Below are 26,403 nucleotides of genomic sequence, written 5' to 3'. Positions count from 1 at the left end.
CATGATCGCAGAACGCGCATTAAGAACACTTGAATTTTACAAAATCCGCGATGAAGTGGCACGTTACTGTACGTCTTCACTTGGAAAAGCCCATGTGGATAATCTGTTGCCATCCACAGATATCAATGAAGTTAATCGCTTACTTGAACAAATGGACGAAGGTGCACAAGTACTGCGTGTTAAAAACAATGTGCCGATGGGGGGGATTTTTGACATTCGCCTTCACGCACGAAGAGCACAAATTGGTGGCAGTCTAAGTCCAATGGAACTAATGGAAGTGTCATCGACTGTTCGTGCGAGCCGCATCTTGCGTCAGTTTTTCGAAACCATTCAAGAAGAAGCAGTAGTGCAGATTCCGCATTTCCTAGAGAAAAAAGAATCCATGCCCATCCTGACAGCTCTTGAACACGCCATTAATATTTGTATTGATGACAATGGTGGGGTATTGGATAGTGCGAGCACAGAGCTACGGACTATTCGACAGCAATTGCGTACACAAGAAAGTCGTGTTCGTGAGCGTTTAGAAAGTTTGGTGCGTGGCAAAAATGCTTCGAAAATGCTGTCGGATTCGATTGTGACGATACGCAATGACCGTTTTGTCATTCCGGTCAAGCAAGAATACCGCAGCCATTATGGAGGCATTGTACATGACCAATCTTCATCAGGACAGACCTTATTTATCGAACCAGATGCAGTCGTCCAAGCAAATAATGAAGTGCGTCGTCTGAAGATGAAAGAAAAAGAAGAAATCGATCGTATTTTGCTGATGTTGTCAGCACAGGTCCAAGAAGTGGCGCATGAACTCTTCTTATTAGTTGATGTACTCGGTGAAATCGATTTAATTTTAGCAAAAGCAAAATACGGCTCAGCTCATCGAGGTACCAAGCCGACGATGAACACAGAAGGCTATATTAATTTGCGAAAAGCGCGACATCCGTTAATTCCAAAAGACGAAGTCGTACCAAACGATATCGAATTTGGTAGAGATATAACAGCGATCGTCATCACTGGCCCCAATACAGGCGGTAAAACAGTGACGTTAAAGACGGTTGGGTTATCGACGTTGATGGCACAATCTGGTTTGCCGGTACCGGCTCTTGATGGTTCAGAACTTGCGGTATTCGATCAAATTTTTGCCGATATCGGCGACGAACAATCAATCGAGCAAAGCTTGAGTACGTTTTCTTCGCATATGGTGAATATTGTTGATATTTTGACCAAGTTCGATGAAAATTCACTGGTGATTTTTGATGAACTGGGAGCGGGTACAGATCCTCAAGAAGGAGCGGCGCTAGCAATATCACTATTAGACGAGGTCCATGGCAGAGGCGCGCGTGTTATTGCGACAACGCATTACCCGGAACTAAAAGCTTATGGTTATAATCGTCCCGGTGTAGCGAATGCCAGTGTAGAGTTTGACGTGGAGACATTGAGTCCGACTTACCGGTTATTAATTGGAGTACCAGGTCGGAGTAATGCCTTTGAAATTTCAAAACGTCTTGGATTGCCAGATCACATCATTAGCCATGCGAAGAGCTTTACAGGAACAGATAGCAAAGCAGTTGACTCGATGATTGCATCTCTTGAGAAGAGTCGTCGACAAGCAGAACAAGACGCAGAACAAACGCAAGAAGTCTTACTAGAATCTGAGCAATTGAAAAAAGAATTAGCCAAGCAATTAGCAGAATACGAGCAACAAAAAGAACGGCTAGAAGAAAAAGCCAAAGAAAAAGCGCGGAAAATTGTTGACCAAGCAAGAGCAGAAGCGGAAGCTGTCATAACGGACTTGCGCAAAATGCAGCTTAATCAAGGTTCGTCGGTAAAAGAGCACGAACTGATCCATGCGAAAAAGCGGCTTGAAGAAGCGATGCCTCAAAACCGAATCTTGAAAAAAGCAGCAAAAGACAATGCAGAAAAACCGTTAAAACCAAATGATGAAGTTAAAGTCATTTCCTTCGGTCAAAAAGGAACCTTAGTTGAAAAAGTATCGAAAAATGAATGGATTGTTCAAATCGGTATTTTGAAAATGAAATTGCCTGAGTCAGACCTGTCTTATACAAAACCCGAAAAGCAAAAAGAAACCCGAACGATGGCAACCTTAAAAGACCGTGACAGTCACATCAAAATGGAGCTAGACTTACGTGGTGAACGTTATGAGGATGCACTTGCACGTGTTGAAAAATACTTGGACGATGCGTTATTATCAAATTACCACCAAGTATCAATTATTCACGGAAAAGGAACAGGTGCGCTGCGCCAAGGAGTCCAGCAATACTTGAAAAAACATTCACGTGTAAAAAGCTATCGTTTTGGCGAAGCGGGAGAAGGCGGCTCTGGTGTGACCGTCGCCGAATTAAAGTAAGTTTCTAAAAAGGGGAATAACAAATGACAGAGACAGGGTTTTGGACACACCCGCTAGTCGAATCAGCTGGCTATTTTAGTGTGGTGGTATTGTGCTTGATCGTCGCAATGGTAATTTTCGAAATGGTGACCAAGTACAATAATTGGGAACAAATCAAAAAAGGTAACCTAGCAGTGGCAATGGCTACAGGTGGCAAGATTTTTGGGGTCACCAATATCTTCCGCTTTTCCATCGAACAGCATAACTCGTTAGTTGAAATGGTGGGCTGGGGTCTGTTTGGTTTTACCTTGTTGATCTTTGCTTATATTTTGTTTGAGTTTTTGACACCTAAATTTAAAGTAGATGATGAAATTGAACGGGATAATCGCTCTGTCGGCTTTATTTCAATGACCATTTCGGTTGGCTTATCGTTTGTCATCGGAGCTAGTATTCAATAGGAGTTGGATGTTGTGGAAAATCTTATTAAAATTTTGTTTGTTTTCTGTGCGATTTTTATTATTGTCGGAATTATTTTCCTGTTCGTTTTTTAATGGACAGTGCCAGCCTTGGAGCTGGCTTTTTTATATGGATGAAAAGTTCGCAAGTAGAGCTAGTTATCGACAGGTGAGAGCTGTTTCGAATGGGGCTGCTCTAGTGAAAGGTACTCAAAAAGATTGAGTTGGTCATTAGCAAAATTAGTCTTTACTCAGAAGTCCTAAAATAAAGTTTGAAAGCGTTCTCAATCTTCTCTATAATCAAAAGTAGGAATATTCGCGCGATTCTAATAAAAATTAGGAGGTCAAAAGAATGACTGAAAAGCCCTGGCTTGCACATTATCCACCAGAAGTGCCCCATACACTGACATACCCAAGCATGCCGGTACAGGAATATTTAACAAAGGCTTATGAGAAGTACCCACAAAAAGTAGCAATCCATTTTATGGGGAAAGAACTTTCTTATGAAGAACTTTATCAGTCTTCTATGAAGTTCGCTAACTATCTTCAAAAATTAGGCATTAAAAAAGGCGATAGAGTATCGATTATGCTGCCCAATTGTCCGCAGGCGGTCATTAGTTTTTATGGGATCCTTTATGCGGGTGGCGTCGTCGTGATGACCAATCCGTTATACACCGAGCGCGAAATCGCTTATCAAATGAAAGATTCAGGTGCACGAGCCATCATTGGATTGGATATTTTATTCCCACGGATTTCAAAAGTATTAAAAGAAACAGATTTAGAAAATGTCATTGTCACCGGGATTAAAGATTATCTGGCATTTCCTAAAAATTTAGTTTATCCATTTATCCAGAAAAAGCAGTACGGCATGACCGTTAAAGTGGAACATCGAGGCATTAATCATTTGTTCACTGAAATTATGAAAACCGCACAATCAACTGTCGTGAAACCACCTTTCGATTTTGAAGAAGACCTTGCGTTGTTGCAGTATACAGGAGGTACGACGGGCTCTCCGAAAGGGGTCATGTTAACGCATAAAAACATCATTTCCAACGCAACCATGTGTGATAGCTGGCTGTATAAATGTAAAAAAGGCGAAGAAACCATTATGGGAATCATCCCGTTATTCCATGTATATGGTTTGACGACGGTCATGATTTTATCTGTCATGCTTGGTGACAAAATGGTGCTGCTACCAAAATTCGATCCAGAAACAGCATTGAAAACCATCAGCAAGCAAAAACCTACCTTATTCCCAGGAGCACCAACGATTTATATTGGATTGATGAATCATCCGGATATTGAAAAATACGATCTTTCTTCTATTGAAGCTTGCTTGAGCGGTTCGGCTCCACTGCCAGCAGAAGTGCAAGAGAAGTTTGAAAAACTAACAGGAGGCAAGCTAGTCGAAGGTTACGGATTGACGGAAACTGCCCCAGTTACTCATTCAAACTTAGTTTGGGGAGAACGAACAAAAGGTTCGATTGGTTTACCGTATCCAGATACAGATAGTAAAATTTTTCAGTCAGGTACATTAAACCCGGTTCCTAACGGCGAAATTGGAGAAATTGCGATTAAAGGTCCTCAAGTGATGAAGGGCTATTGGAACAAACCGGAAGAGACGGCTGCAACAATCGTCGATGGCTGGTTATTGACTGGAGATCTTGGCTACATGGATGATGAAGGTCATTTCTTTATCGTGGATCGTAAAAAAGACATGATCATCGCTGGTGGCTTTAATATTTATCCGCGTGAAATTGAAGAAGTATTATATGAGCATGAAGCGATTCAAGAATGCGTCGTAGCTGGTATACCAGATCCGTATCGTGGAGAAACAGTAAAAGCATACATCGTGCTAAAAGAAGGCTATACTGTAACAGAAGAAGAACTCAATACGCATTGCAGAGAAAATTTAGCAGCATTTAAAGTGCCGCGCATTTACGAATTCCGCAAAGAATTGCCGAAAACAGCAGTTGGTAAAATATTACGAAGATCGTTAGTGGATGAAGAAGTCGCTAAACAGAACGAAGCGGTTCCGTCATAAGAACTCGCCCGTTTCAAACTTGCAATCTGCTGAGTCAGTAAACAGGATAAAAACTTGACACTCTAGTGAATAAACGATAATATGAAAATATGAATGAATCGCCATTCATATTTTCATATTTTTTTGGGTGGTGACAGTATGGTAAAAAAAGATAAGCCAAAGTATAAGCAAATTATCAATGCGGCTGTTATTGTGATTGCTGAAAATGGCTATCATCAAGCGCAAGTTTCGAAAATAGCCAAACAAGCAGGCGTTGCTGACGGAACGATTTATTTGTATTTTAAAAACAAAGAAGACATTCTCATCTCTGTATTTCAAGAGAAAATGGGTATTTTCGTCAGTAAGCTAGAAGAAATCATCTCGCGTGAGTTGACTGCATCAACTAAACTGGGGTTAATGATCACGAGTCATTTCGAGTTATTAGCGAGCGATATTCACTTAGCCATTGTGACGCAACTTGAATTGCGCCAATCAAATCACGATCTCCGCCTTAAAATCAATAATGTGCTTCGAGAATATTTAAAGCTAATGGACAAGATTCTCATAAAAGGAATGGAAGATGGAGAATTTGACATTGAAATGGATATTCGTTTAGCGAGACAGATGGTTTTTGGTACAATGGATGAGACCATCACAACATGGGTCATGAATGATCATAAATATGATTTAGTCGAACTCGCGCCACAAGTTCATCGTTTGCTGCTAAAAGGTATGCAAGCTTAAAGAAAGGGGCTCATTGGATGGAATTTATTAGTTGGAAAAAAGAAGATGGAGTTGCCATCGCGACGATTAATCGTCCACCGGCAAACGCACTGTCGCGTTCACTTATTTTGGAAGTCGATGAATTGTTAAACCAAGTAGAAAATGATGAGGAAGTTCGCGTCATTGTTTTGCACGGAGAAGGCAGATTCTTTTCTGCAGGAGCCGATATTAAGGAATTCACACAAGTATCTTCAGGAGAAGAATTTTCAAAATTGTCAGCGAGTGGTCAGGAAGTTTTTGAGCGTGTTGAAACGTTCCATAAGCCAGTTATCGCCGCGATCCACGGAGCTGCTTTAGGCGGTGGATTGGAATTGGCAATGAGTTGTCACATGCGATTTGTTACTGAAAATGCTAAACTAGGATTACCGGAGCTTCAATTAGGATTGATTCCGGGGTTTGCTGGAACGCAGCGTTTGCCTAGGTATGTAGGCGCAGCAAAAGCAGCTGAAATGTTATTAACGAGTGATCCGATCTCAGGAACGGAAGCAGCGCAATATGGCTTGGCTAACCGTGCCTATCCAGAAGAAGACCTTCTTTCGGAAACGCTTACAATTGCCCGTAAAATTGCGAAGAAAAGTCCGGTTTCTGTAAAAGCAGCTATCCAAATGTTGCAATATACAAAACCTGCTTCGTATCACGAAGGTGTCAATGCAGAAGCACAATCTTTTGGTACAGTTTTTGTTTCAGAAGATGCTAAAGAAGGAATTCAAGCATTTTTGGAAAAACGGGAAGCGCAATTTAAAGGGAAATAATACTTGGGAGGTTTACGTTCATGAACATTTATGTATTAGTAAAACGTACGTTTGACACAGAAGAGAAAATCGTCGTTTCAGGTGGACAAATCCAGGAAGACGGTGCGGAATTCATCATTAATCCTTACGATGAATACGCGATTGAAGAAGCCATCACAGTCCGCGATGCACACGGCGGAGAAGTAACGGTCGTTACAATTGGTAATGAAGAAGCAGAAAAGCAACTGCGTACAGCACTTGCGATGGGCGCCGACAAAGCTGTATTGATTAATACAGAAGACGACGTTGAAGAAATGGATCAATTTACTTCTGCATACATATTGGCTGAGTATTTAAAGGACAAAGAAGCTGATTTGATTTTAGCAGGAAACGTAGCAATTGATGGCGGTTCTGGACAAGTCGGACCACGCGTTGCCGATTTACTTGGCATTAACTGTGTAACGACTATTACTAGCTTGAGCATTGATGGCGAAACTGTAACTATCGTTCGTGATATCGAAGGCGATGCAGAAGAATTAGAAACGTCATTGCCACTGTTAGTGACAGCTCAACAAGGGTTAAACGAGCCGCGTTATCCATCGCTTCCAGGAATTATGAAAGCGAAGAAAAAACCGCTTGAAGAACTGGAATTAGATGATTTAGATATCGAAGAAGACGACGTAGAAGCGAAAACAGAAACAATCGAAATCTACTTGCCACCGAAAAAAGCAGCTGGCCGTATTCTTGAAGGTGACATCTCAAACCAGGTAACAGAACTGGTTGGCTTACTACGTAACGAAGCAAAAGTTATTTAATGTAACTTGAAGTGACCGAGCATCTTAGTAAAAGATACAACGACAAGTTTGTTGATGATTTTAAGCGTTCGGTACGCTCATATAACGATAGCATTTTTTCACATCTACTTAGGGGGTAAACAGACTATGGCGAAGAAAGTATTAGTTTTAGGCGAAACGCGCGAAGGCGCATTACGTAATGTTTCATTTGAAGCAATTGCAGCTGCTAAGAAAATTTCTGGCGGCGGTGAAGTAGTAGGCGTTTTAATCGGAGATGCAGTCGCTGATTTTGGTGCTGAACTTGTGGCATATGGCGCAGACCGTGTCGTAACAGTTGAACATCCGCATTTGAAATCATATACATCTGACGGCTATGGTCAAGCTTTCATGGCAGTTGTCGAACAAGAAAAACCAGAAGGTCTCGTTTTTGGTCATACATCAGTTGGCAAAGACTTGGCGCCCAAAATCGCTTCTAAATTACAAGCTGGCTTAATTTCAGATGTTACGGACATTGAAGGAGAAGGCGACGAAGCTGTATTTATCCGCCCGATTTTCTCTGGTAAAGCGTTTGAAAAAGTGAAACTAAAAGACGGCATTGACTTTATTACAGTGCGTTCGAACAATATTGCGCCACTTGAAAGACAAGAACGTTCAGGTGAAGTTAATTCGTTGGCTGTGGATATTACAAACCTGCGCACGATTATTAAAAATGTTGTGCGCAAATCAACTGAAGGTGTCGATCTTTCGGAAGCGAAAGTTATCGTAGCTGGAGGCCGTGGCGTCAAGAGCACAGAAGGATTTGAACCTTTACAAGAATTAGCTAATCTTCTTGGTGGTGCAGTCGGTGCATCTCGCGGAGCTTGTGACGCAGATTATTGCGATTACTCACTTCAAATTGGACAAACAGGAAAAGTGGTAACACCTGACCTATATATCGCAGCTGGTATTTCTGGAGCTATCCAACATATGGCGGGGATGTCTAACTCGAAAGTCATCGTAGCAATCAACAAAGACCCAGAAGCAAATATCTTCAAAGTAGCAGATTACGGCATTGTCGGAGATTTGTTTGAAGTTATTCCCATGCTGACAGAAGAATTTAAGAAAGTAATGTAATTACAAAAAGTGGCTAATCGCTTACTTTTAAAACTTAAACAGGTGGCGAGAAAAACAAAAACTCGTCATCTGTTTTTGTCTGAGGATTTTTACTAATGAGTGGCTTGAAGAAGTAGCGACTGCTGTAGGAAAGCAACTGTTAGGACGGAAGCAATCTGTTTTCGTTTAGCCCACTGATCTGCTGGGTAATAGAGGAGTAGGCAAAAAAATAGCTAGTGTTTTTAACGCATGATATACTTTGAATATAGTTTGGTTAATCATAAGGAGGAATTATTCATGGCAATTGTACACGGTACAGATCAGAACTTTTCACAAGAAGTAGCAGAAGGACTCGTTTTAGTAGATTTTTGGGCAACTTGGTGCGGACCATGTAAAATGATTGCTCCTGTGCTAGAAGAATTGGACGCTGAAATGAGCGATAAAGTTAAAATCGTAAAAGTTGATGTGGATCAAAACCAAGAAACAGCTGGAAACTATGGCATCATGTCAATTCCAACTTTGTTATTGATGAAAGACGGCGAAACAGTTGATAAAGTAGTTGGTTTCCGACCAAAAGAAGCATTAGCTGAATTGGTTGAAAAACACGCATAATTCTTAACCGGGTCCAGTGATGGTACCCGGTTTTTTAATAGGGTGATAAAATGGCAAACGAATTGATTCGACACAAATTGGCAATATTGCCTGATCAACCAGGCTGTTATTTGATGAAAGATCGCCAGAATATGGTAATTTATGTAGGAAAGGCAAAAGTTCTCAAAAATCGTGTGCGTTCTTATTTTACGGGAAGTCATGATACCAAAACACAACGTTTGGTGAATGAAATAGAGGATTTTGAGTATATTATTACGTCTTCTGATAAAGAAGCATTAATTCTCGAATTGAACTTGATTAAAAAATACGATCCGAAGTATAACATTATGCTAAAAGATGATAAAAGCTACCCGTACTTAAAAATTACAGGAGAGCGTCATCCGAAGCTGATCACGACAAGACAAGTAAAAAAAGATAAAGGGAAATATTTTGGGCCTTATCCAAACGCCTACGCAGCAGCAGAAACAAAAAAACTACTGGACCGCTTGTACCCGTTGCGGAAATGTCATACCATGCCTGACCGAGTATGTCTGTATTATCATTTAGGTCAATGTTTAGCACCGTGTGTTAAACCGGTTGAAAAAGAAACCTATCAAGAGATGATTGATGGCATTACAAAGTTTTTAAACGGTGGATTCCGTGAAGTTAAAGTGCAATTGGTCGCAAAAATGTCGGAAGCGGCAGAAAATCTGGAATTTGAACGCGCAAAAGAATACCGTGATCAAATTAATATGATTGAAACGGTGATGGAAAAACAAAAAATGGCGATGAATGATTTTACCAATCGCGACGTTTTTGCGTATGCTGTTGATAAAGGCTGGATGTGTGTGCAAGTCTTTTTTGTGCGACAAGGCAAACTAATTGAACGAGACGTATCGCTTTTCCCCTTGTACCGCGATCCGGAAGAGGAATTTTTAACGTATCTCGGGCAATTTTATGAAAAAGCCAACCATGTGAAACCGAGTGAAATTTTAATTCCTGAAGCGGATGATCCGGATATGTTAAAAGAATGGCTAGGCGTTCGTGTACTCGTTCCACAACGAGGCAAGAAAAAAGAGCTGGTGGCACTTGCTAAGAAAAATGCGGAAGTGGCCATTAAAGAAAAATTCCAATTGTTAGAACGACAAGAAGAACGAACCATTGGCGCGTGTACAGATTTGGGTGAGGCGATGAATATTGAAGTGCCTCTTCGCATCGAAGCTTTTGATAACTCGCATATTCAAGGCGCTGATGCAGTATCTGCAATGATTACGTTTATTGATGGCAAGCCTTCTAAAAAAGACTACCGCAAATACAAGACTCGGAATGCGTCAAAGCCGGATGATTACGCGGCGATGCGAGAAGTTATCCGTCGACGTTATTCACGTGTATTGAAGGACGGTTTACCTTTACCTGACCTGATTGTTATTGATGGAGGAAAAGGACAAATGGAGTCGGCACGTGAAATTTTAGAAGATGAACTCGGTTTATCTATCCCAATTGCGGGTCTAGCAAAAGACGCTAAGCACCAAACTTCTCAATTGCTGTATGGTTCACCTGCTGAAATTGTGCCACTAAAACGGACGAGTGAAGCTTTTTACTTGCTTCAACGGATTCAAGACGAAGTCCACCGTTTTGTTATTACGTTTCACCGTCAGTTACGTGGAAAAAATTCAATTCAATCAGCACTTGATGGGCTTGAAGGGGTTGGCCCCAAACGTAAGCAACAGCTACTGAAACATTTTGGTTCTGTTAAAAAAATCAAAGAAGCATCAGTAGAACAAATCCAAGAGGCAGGAATGCCAGAAGCGCTAGCAATCTCTATTGAACAGCATTTTAAACAAGGCACATTGCCAAGCGAGTCGTAACATGGTATCGTAGAAGAATAAGTAAGAATAAGTAAATCACTTGGAAAAGTGATGATAGAGGCGCGAACGTCAATAGTAAGCATCTGGAGATTTGCAGAATCTACGAAGGATGGTGAAAGGGATGGTCGCCGAAGTGTGCGTATGACTGCTATTACGCATGCTGGTTCTGCATTTAACAAGTGCAGAGCTGTCAGAGTCAATCTCTGGAGGGCTATCTCACATGGACGTTTTTTTCGTACATGATAAGAGGTAGTTTCCCGCGGTTGCGGGGAGCTACCTTTTTTTGTGTCTAGTGGCATGATCGCTAGTCATTTTGAGGGCCACATACTAAATGTGGGAGTGGATGGAATGAAAACGATCGTCATGAAATTTGGAGGAACTTCTGTCGCGACTCCAGAAAAAATTATCGGAGTTGCCAAACGAGCTATTCGTGAAAAACAAGCAGGCAAACGCGTAGTCATTGTTGTTTCGGCGATGGGTAAGACAACTGATACGTTGCTCGGATTAGCGGGAGAAATATCAGCGGAACCGCCAAAGCGAGAAATGGATATGTTACTGGCAACAGGTGAGCAAATTACGATTTCGTTATTGGCGATGGCTTTCAAGAAACTGGGTCATGAAGCTCTATCTTTTACTGGATGGCAGGCAGGAATTGAAACAGAATCCGTACCACGTAATGCACGCATCATTAAAATAAATACAGAACGTCTTGAACGTGTGTTGGAAAATGGTTATCTTTGTGTGGTTGCCGGTTTTCAAGGAGTGGATACAATTGGTAATATTACAACCCTTGGTCGCGGTGGATCGGATACGACTGCCGTTGCGCTTGCTGCAGCACTAAAAGCGGAAAAATGTGAGATTTATACAGATGTTAACGGTGTCTATACGTCAGATCCACGGTATGTAACAGGTGCACGCAAGTTACAACAAATTTCTTATGATGAAATGTTGGAACTTGCTAATCTCGGAGCGGGCGTACTACATCCGAGAGCGGTCGAATTCGCAAAAAACAATAACGTCCCATTATCTGTCAGAGCAAGTTATTCAGACGAGCCTGGCACAATCATACAAGAGGTGATCACTGTGGAGAAAAATTTAATCGTTAGAGGTGTGGCATTCGAACCAGGAATAGCGCGCGTAACTGTGAGTTACAAAAAGCCATTCAACGGATCTCTTGCTACTATTTTTACAAAGCTTGCTGAAAATCACATTGATGTGGATATTATTGTTCAAAGCATCAGTGATGAATTTCCACCGTCTGTCTCTTTTTCTATTAGCCAGGAAAGCCTTGAAGAAACACGCCGAGTTTTAACGGAAGCACAAGATGCCATTGGTTTTCTGACACTGAATGTAGAAGTCGGCTTATCGAAAGTGTCGATTGTAGGTTCAGGGATGGTATCGAATCCTGGAGTCGCAGCTCGGATGTTCGATATTTTAAGAAGCGAAGAAGTTCCGGTGAAGATGGTTAGTACCTCTGAAATAAAAATTTCAGTCGTTGTACCAGAAGTAGATATGAACAAATCAGCGAATGCTTTACATGCAGCGTACGGATTGGCTGCGGTAGAAGTCCACTCATAAATAATGAATTCTTTATGTGATAAAAGCTAGTGAAAAAATTCACAAAATGTTCAAATTCTCAATGCTAATATAGTAATGATGTCTACACAGTGGTTTGTACTAGAATAGTCGGAAGGAGCGATTCTCAATTAGAGAATCGCTTTTTTCCGGAATGCTGTTAAATCGATTCTATTTCGATACATTTCCTCTAGATAGAAGGTAATCGCCTGCGAAATCCATAAGCGCTATCGGTTTAAAGGAGTTATGTTGCCTTGACGCTCCTTGAGGGGGGGAGTACAATAAATATGTCATATTATTGTATCATGATGGTGCGTGGCTTCAGGTACAGTCATACGAAACGTCTGTCTTGGACGCTACCAATTAATGTTTTGAGGGGGGTAAAATTTTGGATAACAATCGTGAATTTTTTATGCGTAGGCTGCACTCATTGTTGGGAATTATTCCTATCGGTATATTCTTAACGCAGCACCTAATTGTCAACCATTTTGCTACACAGGGGGAAGAGGCATTCAACAAGGCATCTTACTTTTTGGCACATCTTCCATTCGTCATTTTCCTGGAGATCTTTGTCATTTACCTGCCGATTTTGTATCATGCGTTCTACGGCCTATACATAGCGTTTACTGCGAAGAACAATCCTGGGCATTATAGCTATATGCGCAATATGTTGTTTGTTGCACAGCGCTATACAGGAGTCTTCCTAGTAGTCTTTATCGCTTGGCACATCTTTGAAACAAGATTCCAAGTTGCAATCGGAGCAGCTGCTGAAGCTGACTTTAACATGATGGCAAACATCTTAGACAATCCTTGGATGATGGCATTCTACATTGTTGGTGTAGTGGCAGCAACTTTCCACTTTGCAAATGGACTTTGGTCGTTCCTTGTTACTTGGGGAATTACACAATCTGCAGCAGCACAAAAAAACGCAACTTATTTCACACTTCTAGTATTTATTGTGTTATCGGTTATTGGTATCAGAGCATTGTTTGCATTCGTTTAAGAATGTTTCAATCATTGGTGAACTAAAAGAGGAGTGAATACTAACATGGCGAAGGGCAAAATTACAATCGTCGGTGGTGGCCTTGCTGGCTTAATGGCAGCAATTAAAGTTGCAGAAGCAGGCTCTCCCGCTGATTTATTCTCAATCGTTCCAGTTAAGCGGTCCCACTCAGTATGTGCACAAGGCGGGATCAACGGAGCGGTTAATACAAAAGGTGAAGGGGATTCTCCAGACATCCACTTTGATGATACCGTTTACGGTGGAGACTTCCTAGCGAACCAGCGTCCCGTGAAAGCAATGGCAGATGCGGCACCTGGAATTATTCGGATGTTCGATCGGATGGGCGTTATGTTTAACCGTACGCCAGAAGGTCTATTGGACTTCCGTCGTTTTGGTGGAACAATGTACCACAGAACAGCGTTTGCTGGTGCTACAACGGGTCAACAACTATTATATGCACTAGATGAGCAAGTTCGTCGCTATGAAGTGGCTGGACTGATCACGAAATATGAAGGTTGGGAATTCCTCGGTCTTGTTCTTGATGAGCAAGGCGTTGGTAAAGGGATCACAGCTCAAAACATGACGACCATGGAAATTAAATCGTTCCGTGCGGATGCTGTTATTATGGCAACTGGCGGACCGGGAATTATTTTTGGGAAATCGACGAACTCTGTTATTAATACAGGTTCAGCGGCTTCTATCGTTTATCAACAAGGAGCTTATTACGCAAACGGCGAATTTATCCAAATTCACCCTACAGCGATTCCAGGAGACGATAAACTGCGCTTAATGTCAGAATCGGCTCGTGGAGAAGGTGGACGTATTTGGACTTACAAAGACGGCAAGCCTTGGTATTTCCTTGAAGAAAAGTATCCAGCATACGGAAACCTAGTACCGCGTGATATTGCAACGCGTGAAATTTTTGATGTGTGTGTCAACCAAAAACTCGGCATTAATGGCGAGAATATGGTGTACTTGGATCTTTCTCATAAAGACCCGAAAGAGCTTGACATCAAGTTGGGCGGAATCATCGAAATCTATGAGAAATTCACAGGTGATGATCCTCGTAAAGTACCGATGAAAATTTTCCCAGCTGTTCATTACTCAATGGGCGGACTATGGGTAGATGATCATCAAATGACAAGCATTCCGGGCGTTTTAGCAGCAGGCGAATGTGATTATTCTCAGCATGGGGGTAACCGTTTAGGTGCGAACTCCTTGCTGTCAGCGATTTATGGTGGTATGGTCGCAGGACCGAATGCTATTGAATACGTAAATGGCTTGGCGGTTCTTGCGGAAGACCTTCCTTCAGTGATCTATGATCAGCATGAAGCTGAGGAGCAACGCAAATGGGAAGAAATTTTGGCATTGAATGGTACAGAAAACGCTTACGTTCTGCACAAAGAATTAGGCGAGTGGATGACAGATAACGTAACCGTTGTGCGCTATAATGATCGTTTACAGAAGACGGATGAGAAAATCCAAGAACTTCTTGAACGTTTCAATCAGATTAGCATTACAGATACGCAACTTTGGAGTAACCAAGGCGCGATGTTTACACGTCAATTGCGCAATATGCTTCATTTAGCTCGAGCAATCACAATCGGAGCGCTTATGCGCAACGAAAGTCGCGGAGCTCATTACAAACCGGATTTCCCGGAACGTAATGACGAGGAATTCTTGAAAACAACGATGGCTAAATTTAATGGCTTTGATGCACCAATCTTCCATTATGAAGAAGTCGACACATCGTTGATTCCACCGCGTAAACGTGATTATTCAGCAAAAGCATAATTATGAAGGGAGCTAATTTACCATGGGTGAAGCAGCAAAAACGGTAATATTTGAAATCGAACGCAGAAACTCTACGGATGAAGATTCGTATTGGGAAAAGTTCGAATTGCCATATAAGATGAACATGAATGTCATTTCGGCATTGATGGAAATTCGTCGTAACCCTGTCAACATGGAAGGGAAAAAAACCACTCCTGTAAACTGGGACATGAACTGTCTAGAAGAGGTTTGTGGCGCGTGTTCAATGGTTATCAATGGCAAAGCACGTCAATCGTGTACGGCTTTGATTGATCAGTTAGAACAGCCAATCCGTCTTCAACCGATGAAAACATTCCCTGTTGTTCGTGACCTTGTCATTGACCGCAGTCGGATGTTCGACTCGTTGAAGAAAGTTAAAGCATGGGTGCCAATCGATGGTACGCATGACCTTGGAGATGGACCACGTATGCCTGAGCGTAAGCGTCAATGGGCTTACGAACTATCTAAATGTATGACTTGCGGCGTATGTCTTGAAGCATGCCCGAACGTTAATGATAAATCCGATTTTATCGGAGCTGCACCACTGTCACAAGTTCGCTTGATGAACGCGCATCCAACAGGCTCTATGAACCGCGATGCTCGCTTGAATGCGATCATGGGTGAAGGTGGATTGGCAGGATGTGGTAACTCTCAAAACTGTGTGGAGTCTTGTCCAAAAGGAATTCCATTGACAACTTCAATCGCAGCACTAAACCGCGACACAACTGTACAAATGTTCCGTAACTTCTTTGGAAGCGACAGAATGGTTGACTAGTATTTAGTAAAAACCCCGCTGCGGCGGGGTTTTTAATTTGTCTATTTTAATAGACCTGCCTTTCCATAAAAAATTTGGTATACTAATAAAATGAAACAGACAAGTAGATTTTGACTAGAGTGAGTGGTAGTAAAAAACGCTCCAGGCTGAACCCGTTAACAGGCTCATACAAGAGCGATGATCCTCGTGCTATTCATTGCGTGGAAAAAATGTTCAAGTCATCAAATTATTTAGTGGAGGTTACTTATGACAGCGAATTACATTGGAAATTTGGAGGAGTGGAAGCAGGAATTTATCTTTTCTGCTCCGGTTCAAGTTCGTTTTTCTGAAACGGATATGTTTGGGCATGTTAATAACACCGTGCCGATTGCTTATTTTGAATTTGCCCGAATCGAATTTATGAAAGAAATGGGATTGATGCAGCGCTGGTTAAAAACGGGCAACGAGTTGTTTCCCGTCGTAGCAGATATGCAAGTAGATTTTGTCCAACAAGTATTCTTTGATGAAAAGTTAAAAGTTTACGTCAAAATAGCGCGCATCGGAACTTCTTCTGTCGACGTTCATTACTGGACTGTCAACGAAAAAGAGGAAACTTGTTTTACGGGAAGAGGAGCCATTGTCCAAATATCGAAACACACGGGAAAAGGTCACCCTTGGTCAGATCAAGAGATTGAAATGCTTCAGAGCAAGCAATTGATCAGTGCAAAAAAATAAGGAGCTCTTGCTATATCAATAAAAAACCGTCACTATAGAAATAAGATAGGTTTTTCAAGGAGTGGGATTGATTAATGAATGAAGACAAGCAAAGCGTCAATCATGAATTGGAGCGCATCGCGTTCATGGAAAAAGAGCTACGTTATATTTCGGGGATTATTAAGCAAAAAGGTCGGGAGATTTTAAATTCCTATACGATCACCCCTCCTCAATTTGTCGCATTGCAGTGGCTATTTGAGCATGGGGATATGACCATTGGAGATTTATCGAATAAGATGTATTTAGCGTTCAGCACGACGACGGATTTAGTTGACCGTATGGAGAAAAATGAACTGGTTGTCCGTATTCGCGAAGAACAGGATCGTCGCGTTGTTCGTATAAAATTGTTAAAAGAAGGCGAACGCGTCATTGAAGAAGTGATTCAAAAACGCCAGGAATACTTGAAAACCGTATTAGAGAATTTTACTCAAGACGAGGCTGTGAAATTTGCGGCGTTACTTGAAAAATTGCATACCAACATGAAATAGGATAGAGGCGATGAGTGTGAATGCGCCAATCGGAGTAATCGATTCAGGAGTCGGTGGACTTACCGTCGCAAAAGAGATAATGAAACTTTTGCCGAATGAGCAAATTTATTATATTGGGGATAATGCGCGATGCCCTTATGGTCCGCGTCCGCTGTCGGAAGTACGGACGTATACGTGGCAAATGGCCGATGCGCTGATGAAGAAAAATATTAAAATGTTAGTTATCGCCTGCAATACGGCAACTGCAGCAGCGCTGTACTCTTTGCAGAAGAATTTGCCAATTCCTGTAATTGGTGTTATTTTTCCAGGGGCTCGTGCTGCCATTAAATCTTCAACAACTAAAAAAATTGCCGTTTTAGGCACGTTAGGAACAGTGCAAAGCGGAGCTTATGAAAAAGCAATTTTATCATTAGTTTCTTCTGCACACGTCGTACAACTTGCTTGTCCACGTTTTGTTCCTTTAGTAGAAAGTGATGAATACGAAGGTGAGTTTGCTCATCGAATTGTTCAAGATACATTAGCATCTATTGCCTATGAAGAGTTTGATACGGCAATTTTAGGATGTACGCATTATCCACTGTTACAAGGTTTTATTGAGGAAGTTCTTGGAGATACGGTGAACGTTTTGTCGTCAGCAGAAGAAACGGCCAAAGACGTCGAGCGATACTTGAGCTATAAACAGCAGTTTGCAAATTGGAACAAGCCGCCGGTGCATCGCTTTTATACATCGGGATCTACTCAGATTTTTGGCTCCATTATTCATAAATGGTTAGGCATTGAAAGACCCATGATCTATTCGATTCGATTTCCCAAAACCTGATAGCAGATGCTGTCAGGTTTTTGTCGTTATCAGCGAAATATGGTAAGCTATTTGAGCATATACAAGGAGGATTTTTATGACACGCATAGATAATAGACAAACTAACGAGTTGCGTCCTGTTTCAGTGGACGTAGACTATTTGATTCACCCAGAAGGTTCGGTATTAATCACGGTGGGACAGACGAAAGTAATCTGTACAGCGACGATTGAAGACAAAGTTCCAGGATTCTTGAGAGGTCAAGGCAAGGGCTGGATAACAGCAGAATATTCCATGTTGCCACGTGCAACGAACAGCCGAAACCGTCGTGAGGCTTCAGCTGGGAAAATTGGTGGACGGACAATGGAAATTCAGCGACTGATTGGTCGTGCGTTGCGAGCTGTTGTGGATCTGGAGAAGCTAGGTGAGCGTACATTGTGGATCGATTGCGACGTAATCCAAGCAGATGGTGGAACGCGTACAGCATCGATTACAGGGGCATTTATCGCTATGACGATGGCTATTAGTAAGCTAGAGCTTCCGGCATTTCCAGTAACGGATTTTCTTGCTGCAACAAGTGTCGGCGTTACAGCTGAAAACGGATCCATTCTTGACTTGAATTACGTTGAGGATTCTAGCGCTGAAGTTGATATGAACCTAGTTATGACAGGGGCAGGTCATTTCGTGGAATTACAAGGAACGGGAGAGGAGTCTACGTTTACACGTGCTCAACTCAACGAATTGCTGGACCTTGGAGAAGCAGGAATTCATCAATTGATTGCGATGCAACGTAGCGCGCTAGGCGATATTGCTGCTCGTATTGGAGAAAAGGTCGTTGTGGAACAATGAAAAAAATTGTAATTGCAACTCAAAACAAAGGCAAAGCTAAAGATTTTGAAGCGTTGCTTGCCCCTCTTGGGTATAAAGTGTTGACTCTACTAGACGTAGCACAAGACCTGGATGTAGAAGAAACGGGTGTCACTTTTGAAGAAAACGCCATCTTAAAAGCAGAAGCCGTTTCGAAAGTATTAGGTATTCCTGTTATTTCCGATGATAGCGGATTAGAAATTGATGCATTGAACGGTGAACCAGGTGTCTATTCAGCACGCTATGCGGGTGCTGCTAAGAGCGATAGCGCAAATATTGATAAAGTGCTTGAGAAAATGTCTGGCGTGCCTGAAAACGGACGTACAGCACGTTTTCGTTGTGTCCTAGCGGTAGCAGCGCCTAACGAGAAGACTGAAACATTTTCGGGTTCTTGTGAAGGAATTATTCTTAGTACGCCTCAAGGCAATAATGGTTTTGGCTACGATCCCATTTTTTACGTTCCTGCACAAAGCAAAGCGATGGCTGAATTGTTGCCTCACGAAAAGGCTGCAATTTCCCATCGCGGCAATGCCTTGCGCGAGTTACAACAGCGCATGCCTAAGTGGTTAAATGAAGAAAAACAAAGCTGAATTCATTTATTTTAATGTTTTTTTAAAATAGCATTGACTTTTCTTCAAATCATTTCTATAATTAAAATTGTCTTTCAATAGAAAAGCAAAGCCGCCCGCAATTGCAGGTGCCACCGTCTAGTCTCTAAGAAAGCTTTCGTCTCAGTAGCTCAGCTGGATAGAGCAACGCCCTTCTAAGGCGTCGGTCGGGGGTTCGAATCCCTCCTGGGACATTATAGGAATGTACATAATTCGAACAAAACCTCCACATCGTTTATTAAACGGTGTGGAGGTTTTGTGTGTAGAAAAAGTATTAAGGACGCTCAACATGTCTGTTTGTAGGTCTATTTCCGACTCGAATAAATCTAATTTACAGAAAAAAAGTGAGAAATTAAGAATATGATACAATTGTATTCAACTATTTATCAATAATAAGGAGTGGCGAAAGTTTATGGAAACCAAAAGGCGTATTCGCCCCGAATTGGAAGGCTTGCGTACAATTGCGGCGATACTAGTAGCCATTTATCATATATGGTTTAATCGAGTTTCAGGTGGCGTAGATGTCTTTTTTGTTGTATCGGGATTTTTGATCACAACATCTTTATTGTCTATGTACCGGAAAAATGGCAAAGTATTGTACTTTTCTTATATTGTCAAACTGATGAAACGATTGTTGCCTACAGCTTGGCTAATTAGTATTACAACTTTAATTGCGGGTCTATACATATTGCCAGTGTTTACAAAGCAGCAAACACTCAACGAATTTTTAGCTTCGGCGTTTTATTTTCAGAATTGGCGGCTTGCCATCGATTCTGTAGATTATTTGGCTCAGAACAACAGTGCTTCTCCGTTTCAGCATTTTTGGGCGTTGAGCATTCAATTTCAGTTTTACTTAGTTTGGTTATTGCTGTTTTTTGTGGCGATTACTTTATTAAGACTTTTCTCAAGCAATCACATTAAACGTATGCTGATCATCGTGATTTCGGTAGTTGCGATCGCATCTTTCGGCTATTCTGTTTACTTAACGATTGTCAATCAGCCAGTTGCTTATTACCATACCTTCACACGTGTATGGGAATTTGGAGTGGGTGGAATCCTTGCGTTAACCATTCATAAAATAGTGATTTCCTCACGTCTTTCCTGGGTTTTAGGGTGGATGGGGTTAATCGGATTGATTAGCTGCGGTATCGTCTTGCAAGTATCCCAGCTGTTCCCAGGTTATGCTGCGTTATGGCCAGTGTTATCCGCTGTCCTGATTATCGTTGCTGGGAATTATTCGACCCATTTCAGTGCTTTCCGATTGCTCAGCTGGAAGCCTTTAGTGAAATTCGGAAGTATTTCGTACGCGTTTTATTTGTGGCATTGGCCGCTCCTGATTTTCTATTATGCTTTGTTCGAGGTCGAAACCGTGTCACTTATAGGTGGATTGCTCATCATGACCGTCGCCGCGATTTTTGCTTATGTGACAATTTACGGCTTCGAAGTACCTGTTCGAAACATCCAACTGTCCCTTTGGAAAACAGCAAGTATCATTTTTGTTTTCTCAGGAGCTATATGGCTTTCAACATTTATCTACCAAGAAAGCTCTTTGGCATTACCTGTCGCTGACTCAGAAACATTAAGTGAGAGAATCAACGATCATCCAGGAGCAGCCGTTTATTTGGAGGATGGTCGCTTAACACCTCTAGCTGAATTTGATGAGCCGTTCATTCCGAGACTTGAAGTTGCAGAACAAGACCGGTCGGTTATTTACGAAGAGCGTTGCATGGTAGGGAAAGTCACTACCGCAGCAAAGGTTTGTGAATATGGGGAGCTCATAGATTACGATTACACCATCGCTTTGGTCGGTGGATCCCATTCAGCCCACTGGCAACCAATGCTTGAAGAGTTGGCTAAAACGCATAACTTGAAAATTGTCACTTATCTCAAGAGCAGTTGTCGGTTTACAGAAGAGGACGTGCCCGGTTCTCCAGAATGTGCCGAGTGGTTCACAAACGTGAAAACAAAAATTGCGAAAGATACACCCGACCTTATTTTCACTGTGGGAAATGTAGGCAGCCAACAAGAGGAGTTTGACGAAGTTTCAGACGGCTTTATCGAAGCTTGGAAGTATTTTGAGAAACAAGACATTCCTTTATTTTTGGTGCGCGACACTCCTTGGTATAAACAACATGTTTTAACCTGCCTCAGTCAGAACGCAGATGAACCAGAACAGTGTAAAGCAAAACAAGAAGAAATTGTTAGAGACGTCAACCCGATAACTCAAGCTGATTATATGCCGGAAACTGCTACAACCATTGATTTGACGGATTATTTCTGCGACGGTGAGTATTGTCATTACGTCGTCGGAAATGTTATTACTCATTTTGATGCCAATCACTTAACGGCTACGTTTTCTCGAAGTTTTGCGCCTGTGTTTGAAAAACCAATTCTCGAAGCGTTAGAAAAGTAATGTAGAAACGTTCATAAGCTACTAGCCTGTAAGAGGCTGGTAGCTTATTTTTCTTTGGTTGAAAAACTACTGTACGAGCAGGCAGCGGAAACAAATAGTTAGCGAACAGAAGACCAAGCTGAGAGAGAGGATGGAAAGGATTTGTTTGCTTTTCTATTGTTCCTACTAGTTCCTACATGACGATTAATGAAACCAAACAGTAGTTAATGCGTAGTAATGCTAAGGAGGTGTTTCTGTGCCGACGTGTAAACACTGCAAAAACCAATGGACTTGGAAGCAATCAATGAAGGCATCATGGAAAATGAGTAGCTCGATGCGTTGCCCGTACTGTCTAAGTGACCAATACGCCACTGCAAAATCAAGGCGACGTACGATGATACTAAATTGGGTGGTTTTATTGCCTTTGCCATTGTCTACACTTATGGATCTTTCGTTAACTTCTTCACTTCTTATGATGGTCGGATTGTTCGCTAGTGCTTTACTACTGATTCCCAAGTTGCTAGAGTTGAGCAATGAACATGAAGTTTTTTGGTGAAGTTAGATTGCCCGAGCAATGCTGAGGTTTTTATTTTCTGCGTAAAGGGAATATGATATGATGATGAAACACAAAAGAGGTGGTACTGTGCGAAAGAAATACCGGGAATTGAAACGCAAAGGAAATGTCATTGTTTTTCCGACAACCGTCAATCGGTTATTGTCAGAGGGTATGACGTTCCTAAAAGAAGAACAATACGAAGATGCTCGAGATAGCCTCTACCAGGTGCTGTCTTATGAACCTGATCATGCAGCCGCTTTAGGTGGTTATGCATATTGTCTCTATGAACTTGGAGAGTTTGTAGAAGCTTTAGAAGTGTGTAGAGAACTGTTGCAAATCGGTCCGATCCATTACTTGGAGACGATGGAGCTATACATAAGCATTTTAATGCAAGTCCGTGAATTTGAAGAAGCAGAAAAAATGATTGAAGTCTTAATAGAAGAAAAAGTTTTACCTGAAGAGCGACTTGAGCAGTTTCACCAATTGCGTGAATTGAATGAGCGGATTGCTGCGAATGTAGCGACTGAGAAAGTAGATGCATCGCTTTATGCCATTGAAAACTTTTTGGTGTTGCATCCTTCTGAGCAAGAACAGTTGATTTTAGCTTTGCCGACCACGTCCTACCAGGCGTTAAAGAAAAAATTGCTAGCGATCATCGAGCACCCGGAAGCCGATTTATTGACGAAGACATACATATTATTTATGCTATTTCAAGAAAAAATTGAAGCACAAGTAAAAGTTCAAAAATTCCATTACACAGGCGTATTTAAAACCGAGAGTTTGCCCGATCCATTGAATAACAAGCGTATTAGGCAAATGACGAATCTCTTAGAAGATTCTTTGGCAAAAGATCCGACGCGACTTGAATTGGTTAAAGAATTATTCGAACGTCATATCTATCTCTTGTATCCATTCGTTTGGGATGATTTTAAGGTGGAAGAAGTTGTACAGGCGTATATGGATTATACAGAAGGTTTGTTCAATGGAAAGACGTCATTTAATGAAGATGAAAAGCTACTGGAACTGATTCAGCAAGCTGAACTGTGGTTTGAGATGCGTAATGGGTAGAAATAGTTGAACCTGACAGCATGTGTGCTATAATATGTAGGTTGTCAAAATTCGTATAAAACGTAAAATGACTTTTTAGAAAATGTTTGGAGGGCTTATAATATGTCAGCAAAATGGGAAAAACAAGAAGGTAACACAGGAGTATTAACAGTTGAGGTTCCTGCAGAAGAAGTAAACGCCGGTCTTGATAAAGCGTTTAAGAAAGTTGTTAAAGAAATAAACGTACCAGGTTTCCGTAAAGGGAAAATGCCTCGTCAAATGTTCGAAAAACGTTTCGGTGCAGAATCACTTTACCAAGATGCATTAGACTTCATCTTACCGGACGCCTATGCAAATGCAGTTGAAGAAGCAGGAATCAATCCAGTTGACCGTCCTGAAATCGACATCGAAACAATCGAAAAAAACCAGCCGCTAGTGTTTACAGCTAAAGTAGTTGTAAAGCCGATTGCTGAGCTTGGTGAATACAAAGGTCTTGAAGTATCAAAACCTGATACAGAAGTAACGGATGAAGATATCGAAAACCAATTGAAAGAAAACCAAGAACGTTTAGCTGAGTTGACTGTTAAAGAAGACGAAGCGATCGTTGAAGGCGATACAGCTGTAATCGACTTTGAAGGATTCGTTGACGGAGAAGTATTTGAAGGCGGACAAGGAAATGATTATTCTCTTGAAATCGGTTCAAACTCATTCATCCCAGGATTCGAAGAACAATTGGTAGGCGTGAAATCTGGAGAAGAAAAAGACGTTGAAGTTACTTTCCCAGAAGAATACCATGCTGCTGAGCTTGCAGGAAAAGCTGCAACGTTCAAAGTTAAAGTAAGTGAAGTTAAAGGAAAAGAACTTCCTGAACTTAACGACGAACTAGCTAAAGAAATCGATCCTGAAGTTGAAAGCCTAGAAGCACTTCGCACAAAAATGAAAGAAAGCTTAGTTGCTGAGAAAAAATCAGCTGCTGATGCAAAACTTCGTGACGAATTGGTTCAAAAAGCTGCTGAAAACGCAACAATTGATATTCCTCATGCAATGATCCATTCAGAAATGGACCGTATGATGAGTGATTTCGAACAGCGTTTGACTCAGCAAGGCATGAACCTTGAATTGTACTTCCAATTCTCAGGTCAAGACGAAGCTGCACTTCGTGAGCAAATGCACGGTGATGCTGAAACACGCGTACGCGTTTCATTAACACTTGAAGCAATTGCTGAAGCTGAAAACATGAAAGTTACTTCAGAAGATATCGATAAAGAGCTTGAAAAAATGGCTGGTCAATTCAACATGGACATTGAGCAGATCAAAACAGCTTTAGGTGGAACTGAAATGCTTGAAAATGATATCCGCATGCAAAACACAGTGGAGTTCCTAGTGGACAACGCAAAAATTTCTGAATAACACATAAGTAAAACATAAGTAATAAGAAAAACAAGGTGCGGAGACGCACCTTGTTTTCCACTACATAGAACACCGATTTCACAGAGATGAATCCGCTGAATTGACGATAGATCCAATTAGTTGCTACAATTACGATAATCTTGTAAGATAATGGCTTGAATAGGGGTGAATACATTGTTCAAATTCAATGACGAAAAAGAGCATTTAAAATGTTCGTTTTGTGGCAAACCACAAGAGCAGGTTCGTAAACTGGTCGCGGGACCAGGTGTTTATATTTGTGACGAATGTATTGAGCTTTGTACGGAAATCGTAGAAGAAGAGCTTGGTACAGATGAAGAAGTAGAATTCAAAGAAGTGCCTAAGCCAAAAGAAATCTTAGACATTTTGAATGGCTACGTAATTGGCCAAGAAAAAGCCAAAAAATCACTAGCTGTAGCGGTTTATAATCACTACAAACGTGTGAACTCTAATAGCAAGATTGATGATGTTGAATTATCGAAATCCAATATTGTTTTAATCGGACCAACAGGAAGCGGTAAAACGTTACTGGCACAAACGTTAGCGCGTATTCTAAATGTACCGTTTGCAATTGCAGACGCCACTTCATTAACAGAAGCAGGTTATGTCGGTGAAGACGTGGAAAACATTCTTTTGAAGCTAATTCAGGCTGCAGATTATGATGTTGAACGCGCAGAAAAAGGAATCATTTATATCGATGAGATCGATAAAGTGGCACGTAAATCTGAAAATGCATCGATCACACGTGATGTATCGGGTGAAGGCGTGCAGCAGGCCCTTCTGAAAATTTTAGAAGGCACAACTGCAAGCGTACCTCCACAAGGCGGACGTAAGCATCCTCATCAAGAATTTATCCAAATCGATACGACGAATGTATTGTTCATCGTAGGTGGTGCATTTGACGGAGTCGATCAAATTATTAAACGCCGTCTTGGCAATAAAATCATCGGTTTTGGTGCAGATCCGAACAAAGAGGAAATGGATGAGGAATCATTGCTTAGTCAATTGATTCCTGAAGATTTGTTGAAGTTCGGTTTGATTCCTGAATTTATCGGTCGTTTGCCTGTATTGGCAAGCCTTGAACAATTGGATGAAAAAGCGCTAGTCCAAATTTTAACTGAGCCTAAAAATGCATTAATCAAGCAATACCAAAAAATGATGGAGCTTGATGGCGTCAAATTAACGTTTGAGCCTGAAGCACTTGTTGAAATTGCGAAACTTGCAATTGAGCGCAAAACCGGTGCACGTGGACTACGCTCAATTATCGAAAACACGATGCTTGAAGTCATGTTCGACTTGCCTTCACGTGAAGACATTGTTGAATGCATCATTACAAAAGAAACTGTTGCGGACAGCGTGCAACCTAAACTTATCTTAGAAGATGGTTCAGAGTACGTTAACGACAACGATGAGAAAACATCCGCATAATGAGTGGAAATCCACACAGTGCGCAAACTTGCTGAGTGGTGGATAGACCAATCAAAAGGATGATACGGGCTGACTCTGATCGTGCGAATCCGCGCGTTCTGAGTTAGCCTGTTTTTTATTAGAAAAGCGAAAGTGACCGTTTAGCTCCGACAGGCATAAGACGATCTGGCGAAGCGGCGTTCTTTGCCGCACAGGC

At 41.5% G+C, this 26,403-nt stretch carries 23 protein-coding genes, 1 tRNA gene and 1 riboswitch; all 24 genes read left to right on the top strand.

The genetic code is table 11. The features are described 5' to 3' along the window. Nucleotide 1 precedes the first annotated feature (1 nt). Complete coding sequence (locus FQ085_RS07560) at nucleotides 2-2,362, top strand: endonuclease MutS2 (RefSeq protein ID WP_149456310.1); 2,361 nt, start codon at nucleotides 2-4, stop codon at nucleotides 2,360-2,362. Between the two features lie 23 nt (nucleotides 2,363-2,385). Next, on the top strand, nucleotides 2,386-2,799 hold the full coding sequence (locus FQ085_RS07555; protein ID WP_058385687.1) for a DUF350 domain-containing protein: 414 nt from the start codon (nucleotides 2,386-2,388) through the stop codon (nucleotides 2,797-2,799). A gap of 349 nt (nucleotides 2,800-3,148) precedes the next feature. Next, the gene (locus FQ085_RS07550; protein ID WP_058385686.1) at nucleotides 3,149-4,840 is read left to right on the top strand and encodes a long-chain-fatty-acid--CoA ligase; all 1,692 of its coding nucleotides are present in this window, start codon (nucleotides 3,149-3,151) and stop codon (nucleotides 4,838-4,840) included. A gap of 138 nt (nucleotides 4,841-4,978) precedes the next feature. Next, a complete protein-coding gene (gene fadR / locus FQ085_RS07545; RefSeq protein ID WP_058385685.1) occupies nucleotides 4,979-5,563 on the top strand; it encodes a fatty acid metabolism transcriptional regulator FadR in 585 nt (194 codons plus the stop codon). A 17-nt stretch (nucleotides 5,564-5,580) separates the two neighbouring features. Next, complete coding sequence (locus tag FQ085_RS07540) at nucleotides 5,581-6,354, top strand: enoyl-CoA hydratase (RefSeq protein ID WP_071153207.1); 774 nt, start codon at nucleotides 5,581-5,583, stop codon at nucleotides 6,352-6,354. A gap of 20 nt (nucleotides 6,355-6,374) precedes the next feature. Next, nucleotides 6,375-7,148: an electron transfer flavoprotein subunit beta/FixA family protein gene (locus FQ085_RS07535; RefSeq protein WP_058385683.1), complete on the top strand. Its 774-nt coding sequence runs from the start codon at nucleotides 6,375-6,377 to the stop codon at nucleotides 7,146-7,148. Between the two features lie 126 nt (nucleotides 7,149-7,274). Further along, the gene (locus FQ085_RS07530) at nucleotides 7,275-8,240 is read left to right on the top strand and encodes an electron transfer flavoprotein subunit alpha/FixB family protein (RefSeq protein ID WP_058385682.1); all 966 of its coding nucleotides are present in this window, start codon (nucleotides 7,275-7,277) and stop codon (nucleotides 8,238-8,240) included. Nucleotides 8,241-8,516: 276 nt separating this feature from the next. Continuing rightward, a complete protein-coding gene (gene trxA, locus FQ085_RS07525; protein ID WP_149456309.1) occupies nucleotides 8,517-8,831 on the top strand; it encodes a thioredoxin in 315 nt (104 codons plus the stop codon). Nucleotides 8,832-8,881: 50 nt separating this feature from the next. After that, on the top strand, nucleotides 8,882-10,678 hold the full coding sequence (uvrC, locus tag FQ085_RS07520) for an excinuclease ABC subunit UvrC (protein ID WP_149456308.1): 1,797 nt from the start codon (nucleotides 8,882-8,884) through the stop codon (nucleotides 10,676-10,678). A gap of 47 nt (nucleotides 10,679-10,725) precedes the next feature. Beyond that, nucleotides 10,726-10,900, top strand: a riboswitch (Lysine riboswitch). Nucleotides 10,901-11,026: 126 nt separating this feature from the next. Continuing rightward, nucleotides 11,027-12,256 (top strand): aspartate kinase, encoded by a 1,230-nt coding sequence (locus tag FQ085_RS07515; RefSeq protein WP_058385679.1) that lies wholly within the window; start codon nucleotides 11,027-11,029, stop codon nucleotides 12,254-12,256. 385 nt (nucleotides 12,257-12,641) lie between these two features. Continuing rightward, a complete protein-coding gene (locus tag FQ085_RS07510; RefSeq protein ID WP_058385678.1) occupies nucleotides 12,642-13,256 on the top strand; it encodes a succinate dehydrogenase cytochrome b558 subunit in 615 nt (204 codons plus the stop codon). Nucleotides 13,257-13,301: 45 nt separating this feature from the next. Beyond that, nucleotides 13,302-15,050: a succinate dehydrogenase flavoprotein subunit gene (sdhA, locus tag FQ085_RS07505; RefSeq protein ID WP_058385677.1), complete on the top strand. Its 1,749-nt coding sequence runs from the start codon at nucleotides 13,302-13,304 to the stop codon at nucleotides 15,048-15,050. A 22-nt stretch (nucleotides 15,051-15,072) separates the two neighbouring features. Beyond that, nucleotides 15,073-15,843: a succinate dehydrogenase iron-sulfur subunit gene (gene sdhB, locus FQ085_RS07500; protein WP_058385676.1), complete on the top strand. Its 771-nt coding sequence runs from the start codon at nucleotides 15,073-15,075 to the stop codon at nucleotides 15,841-15,843. A gap of 246 nt (nucleotides 15,844-16,089) precedes the next feature. After that, nucleotides 16,090-16,557 carry an acyl-CoA thioesterase gene (locus tag FQ085_RS07495; protein ID WP_058385675.1) on the top strand — a complete coding sequence of 156 codons (468 nt, stop codon included), beginning with the start codon at nucleotides 16,090-16,092 and terminating at the stop codon, nucleotides 16,555-16,557. A 74-nt stretch (nucleotides 16,558-16,631) separates the two neighbouring features. Continuing rightward, nucleotides 16,632-17,084, top strand: coding sequence for a MarR family winged helix-turn-helix transcriptional regulator (locus FQ085_RS07490; protein ID WP_058385674.1), 453 nt, complete (start codon nucleotides 16,632-16,634; stop codon nucleotides 17,082-17,084). Between the two features lie 16 nt (nucleotides 17,085-17,100). Further along, a complete protein-coding gene (racE, locus tag FQ085_RS07485; protein WP_058385673.1) occupies nucleotides 17,101-17,904 on the top strand; it encodes a glutamate racemase in 804 nt (267 codons plus the stop codon). A gap of 76 nt (nucleotides 17,905-17,980) precedes the next feature. Next, the gene (gene rph / locus FQ085_RS07480; RefSeq protein ID WP_058385672.1) at nucleotides 17,981-18,730 is read left to right on the top strand and encodes a ribonuclease PH; all 750 of its coding nucleotides are present in this window, start codon (nucleotides 17,981-17,983) and stop codon (nucleotides 18,728-18,730) included. Next, a complete protein-coding gene (locus tag FQ085_RS07475; RefSeq protein WP_058385671.1) occupies nucleotides 18,727-19,338 on the top strand; it encodes an XTP/dITP diphosphatase in 612 nt (203 codons plus the stop codon). The genes rph and FQ085_RS07475 overlap by 4 nt, the downstream gene beginning before the upstream one ends. Nucleotides 19,339-19,476: 138 nt before the next feature. Further along, nucleotides 19,477-19,550 (top strand) — tRNA-Arg (locus tag FQ085_RS07470). A 218-nt stretch (nucleotides 19,551-19,768) separates the two neighbouring features. Beyond that, nucleotides 19,769-21,769, top strand: a complete 2,001-nt coding sequence (locus FQ085_RS07465; protein WP_149456307.1) for an acyltransferase family protein — start codon at nucleotides 19,769-19,771, stop codon at nucleotides 21,767-21,769. A gap of 235 nt (nucleotides 21,770-22,004) precedes the next feature. Next, on the top strand, nucleotides 22,005-22,304 hold the full coding sequence (locus FQ085_RS07460; RefSeq protein WP_058385669.1) for a TIGR04104 family putative zinc finger protein: 300 nt from the start codon (nucleotides 22,005-22,007) through the stop codon (nucleotides 22,302-22,304). A gap of 57 nt (nucleotides 22,305-22,361) precedes the next feature. Continuing rightward, nucleotides 22,362-23,372 (top strand): tetratricopeptide repeat protein, encoded by a 1,011-nt coding sequence (locus FQ085_RS07455; RefSeq protein WP_262499771.1) that lies wholly within the window; start codon nucleotides 22,362-22,364, stop codon nucleotides 23,370-23,372. A gap of 102 nt (nucleotides 23,373-23,474) precedes the next feature. Next, entirely contained in the window at nucleotides 23,475-24,761 is a 1,287-nt protein-coding gene (tig, locus tag FQ085_RS07450; protein ID WP_058385668.1) for a trigger factor, read from the top strand. Between the two features lie 174 nt (nucleotides 24,762-24,935). Next, a complete protein-coding gene (gene clpX, locus FQ085_RS07445) occupies nucleotides 24,936-26,207 on the top strand; it encodes an ATP-dependent protease ATP-binding subunit ClpX (RefSeq protein WP_149456306.1) in 1,272 nt (423 codons plus the stop codon). Nucleotides 26,208-26,403 lie beyond the last annotated feature (196 nt).

Origin of the sequence: Planococcus sp. ANT_H30 (assembly GCF_008369335.1) — a bacterium.
Taxonomy (GTDB): domain Bacteria; phylum Bacillota; class Bacilli; order Bacillales_A; family Planococcaceae; genus Planococcus; species Planococcus kocurii.
The sequence above is the reverse complement of the archived record's forward strand: the minus strand, read 5'-3'. Positions and strand labels throughout refer to the sequence as shown.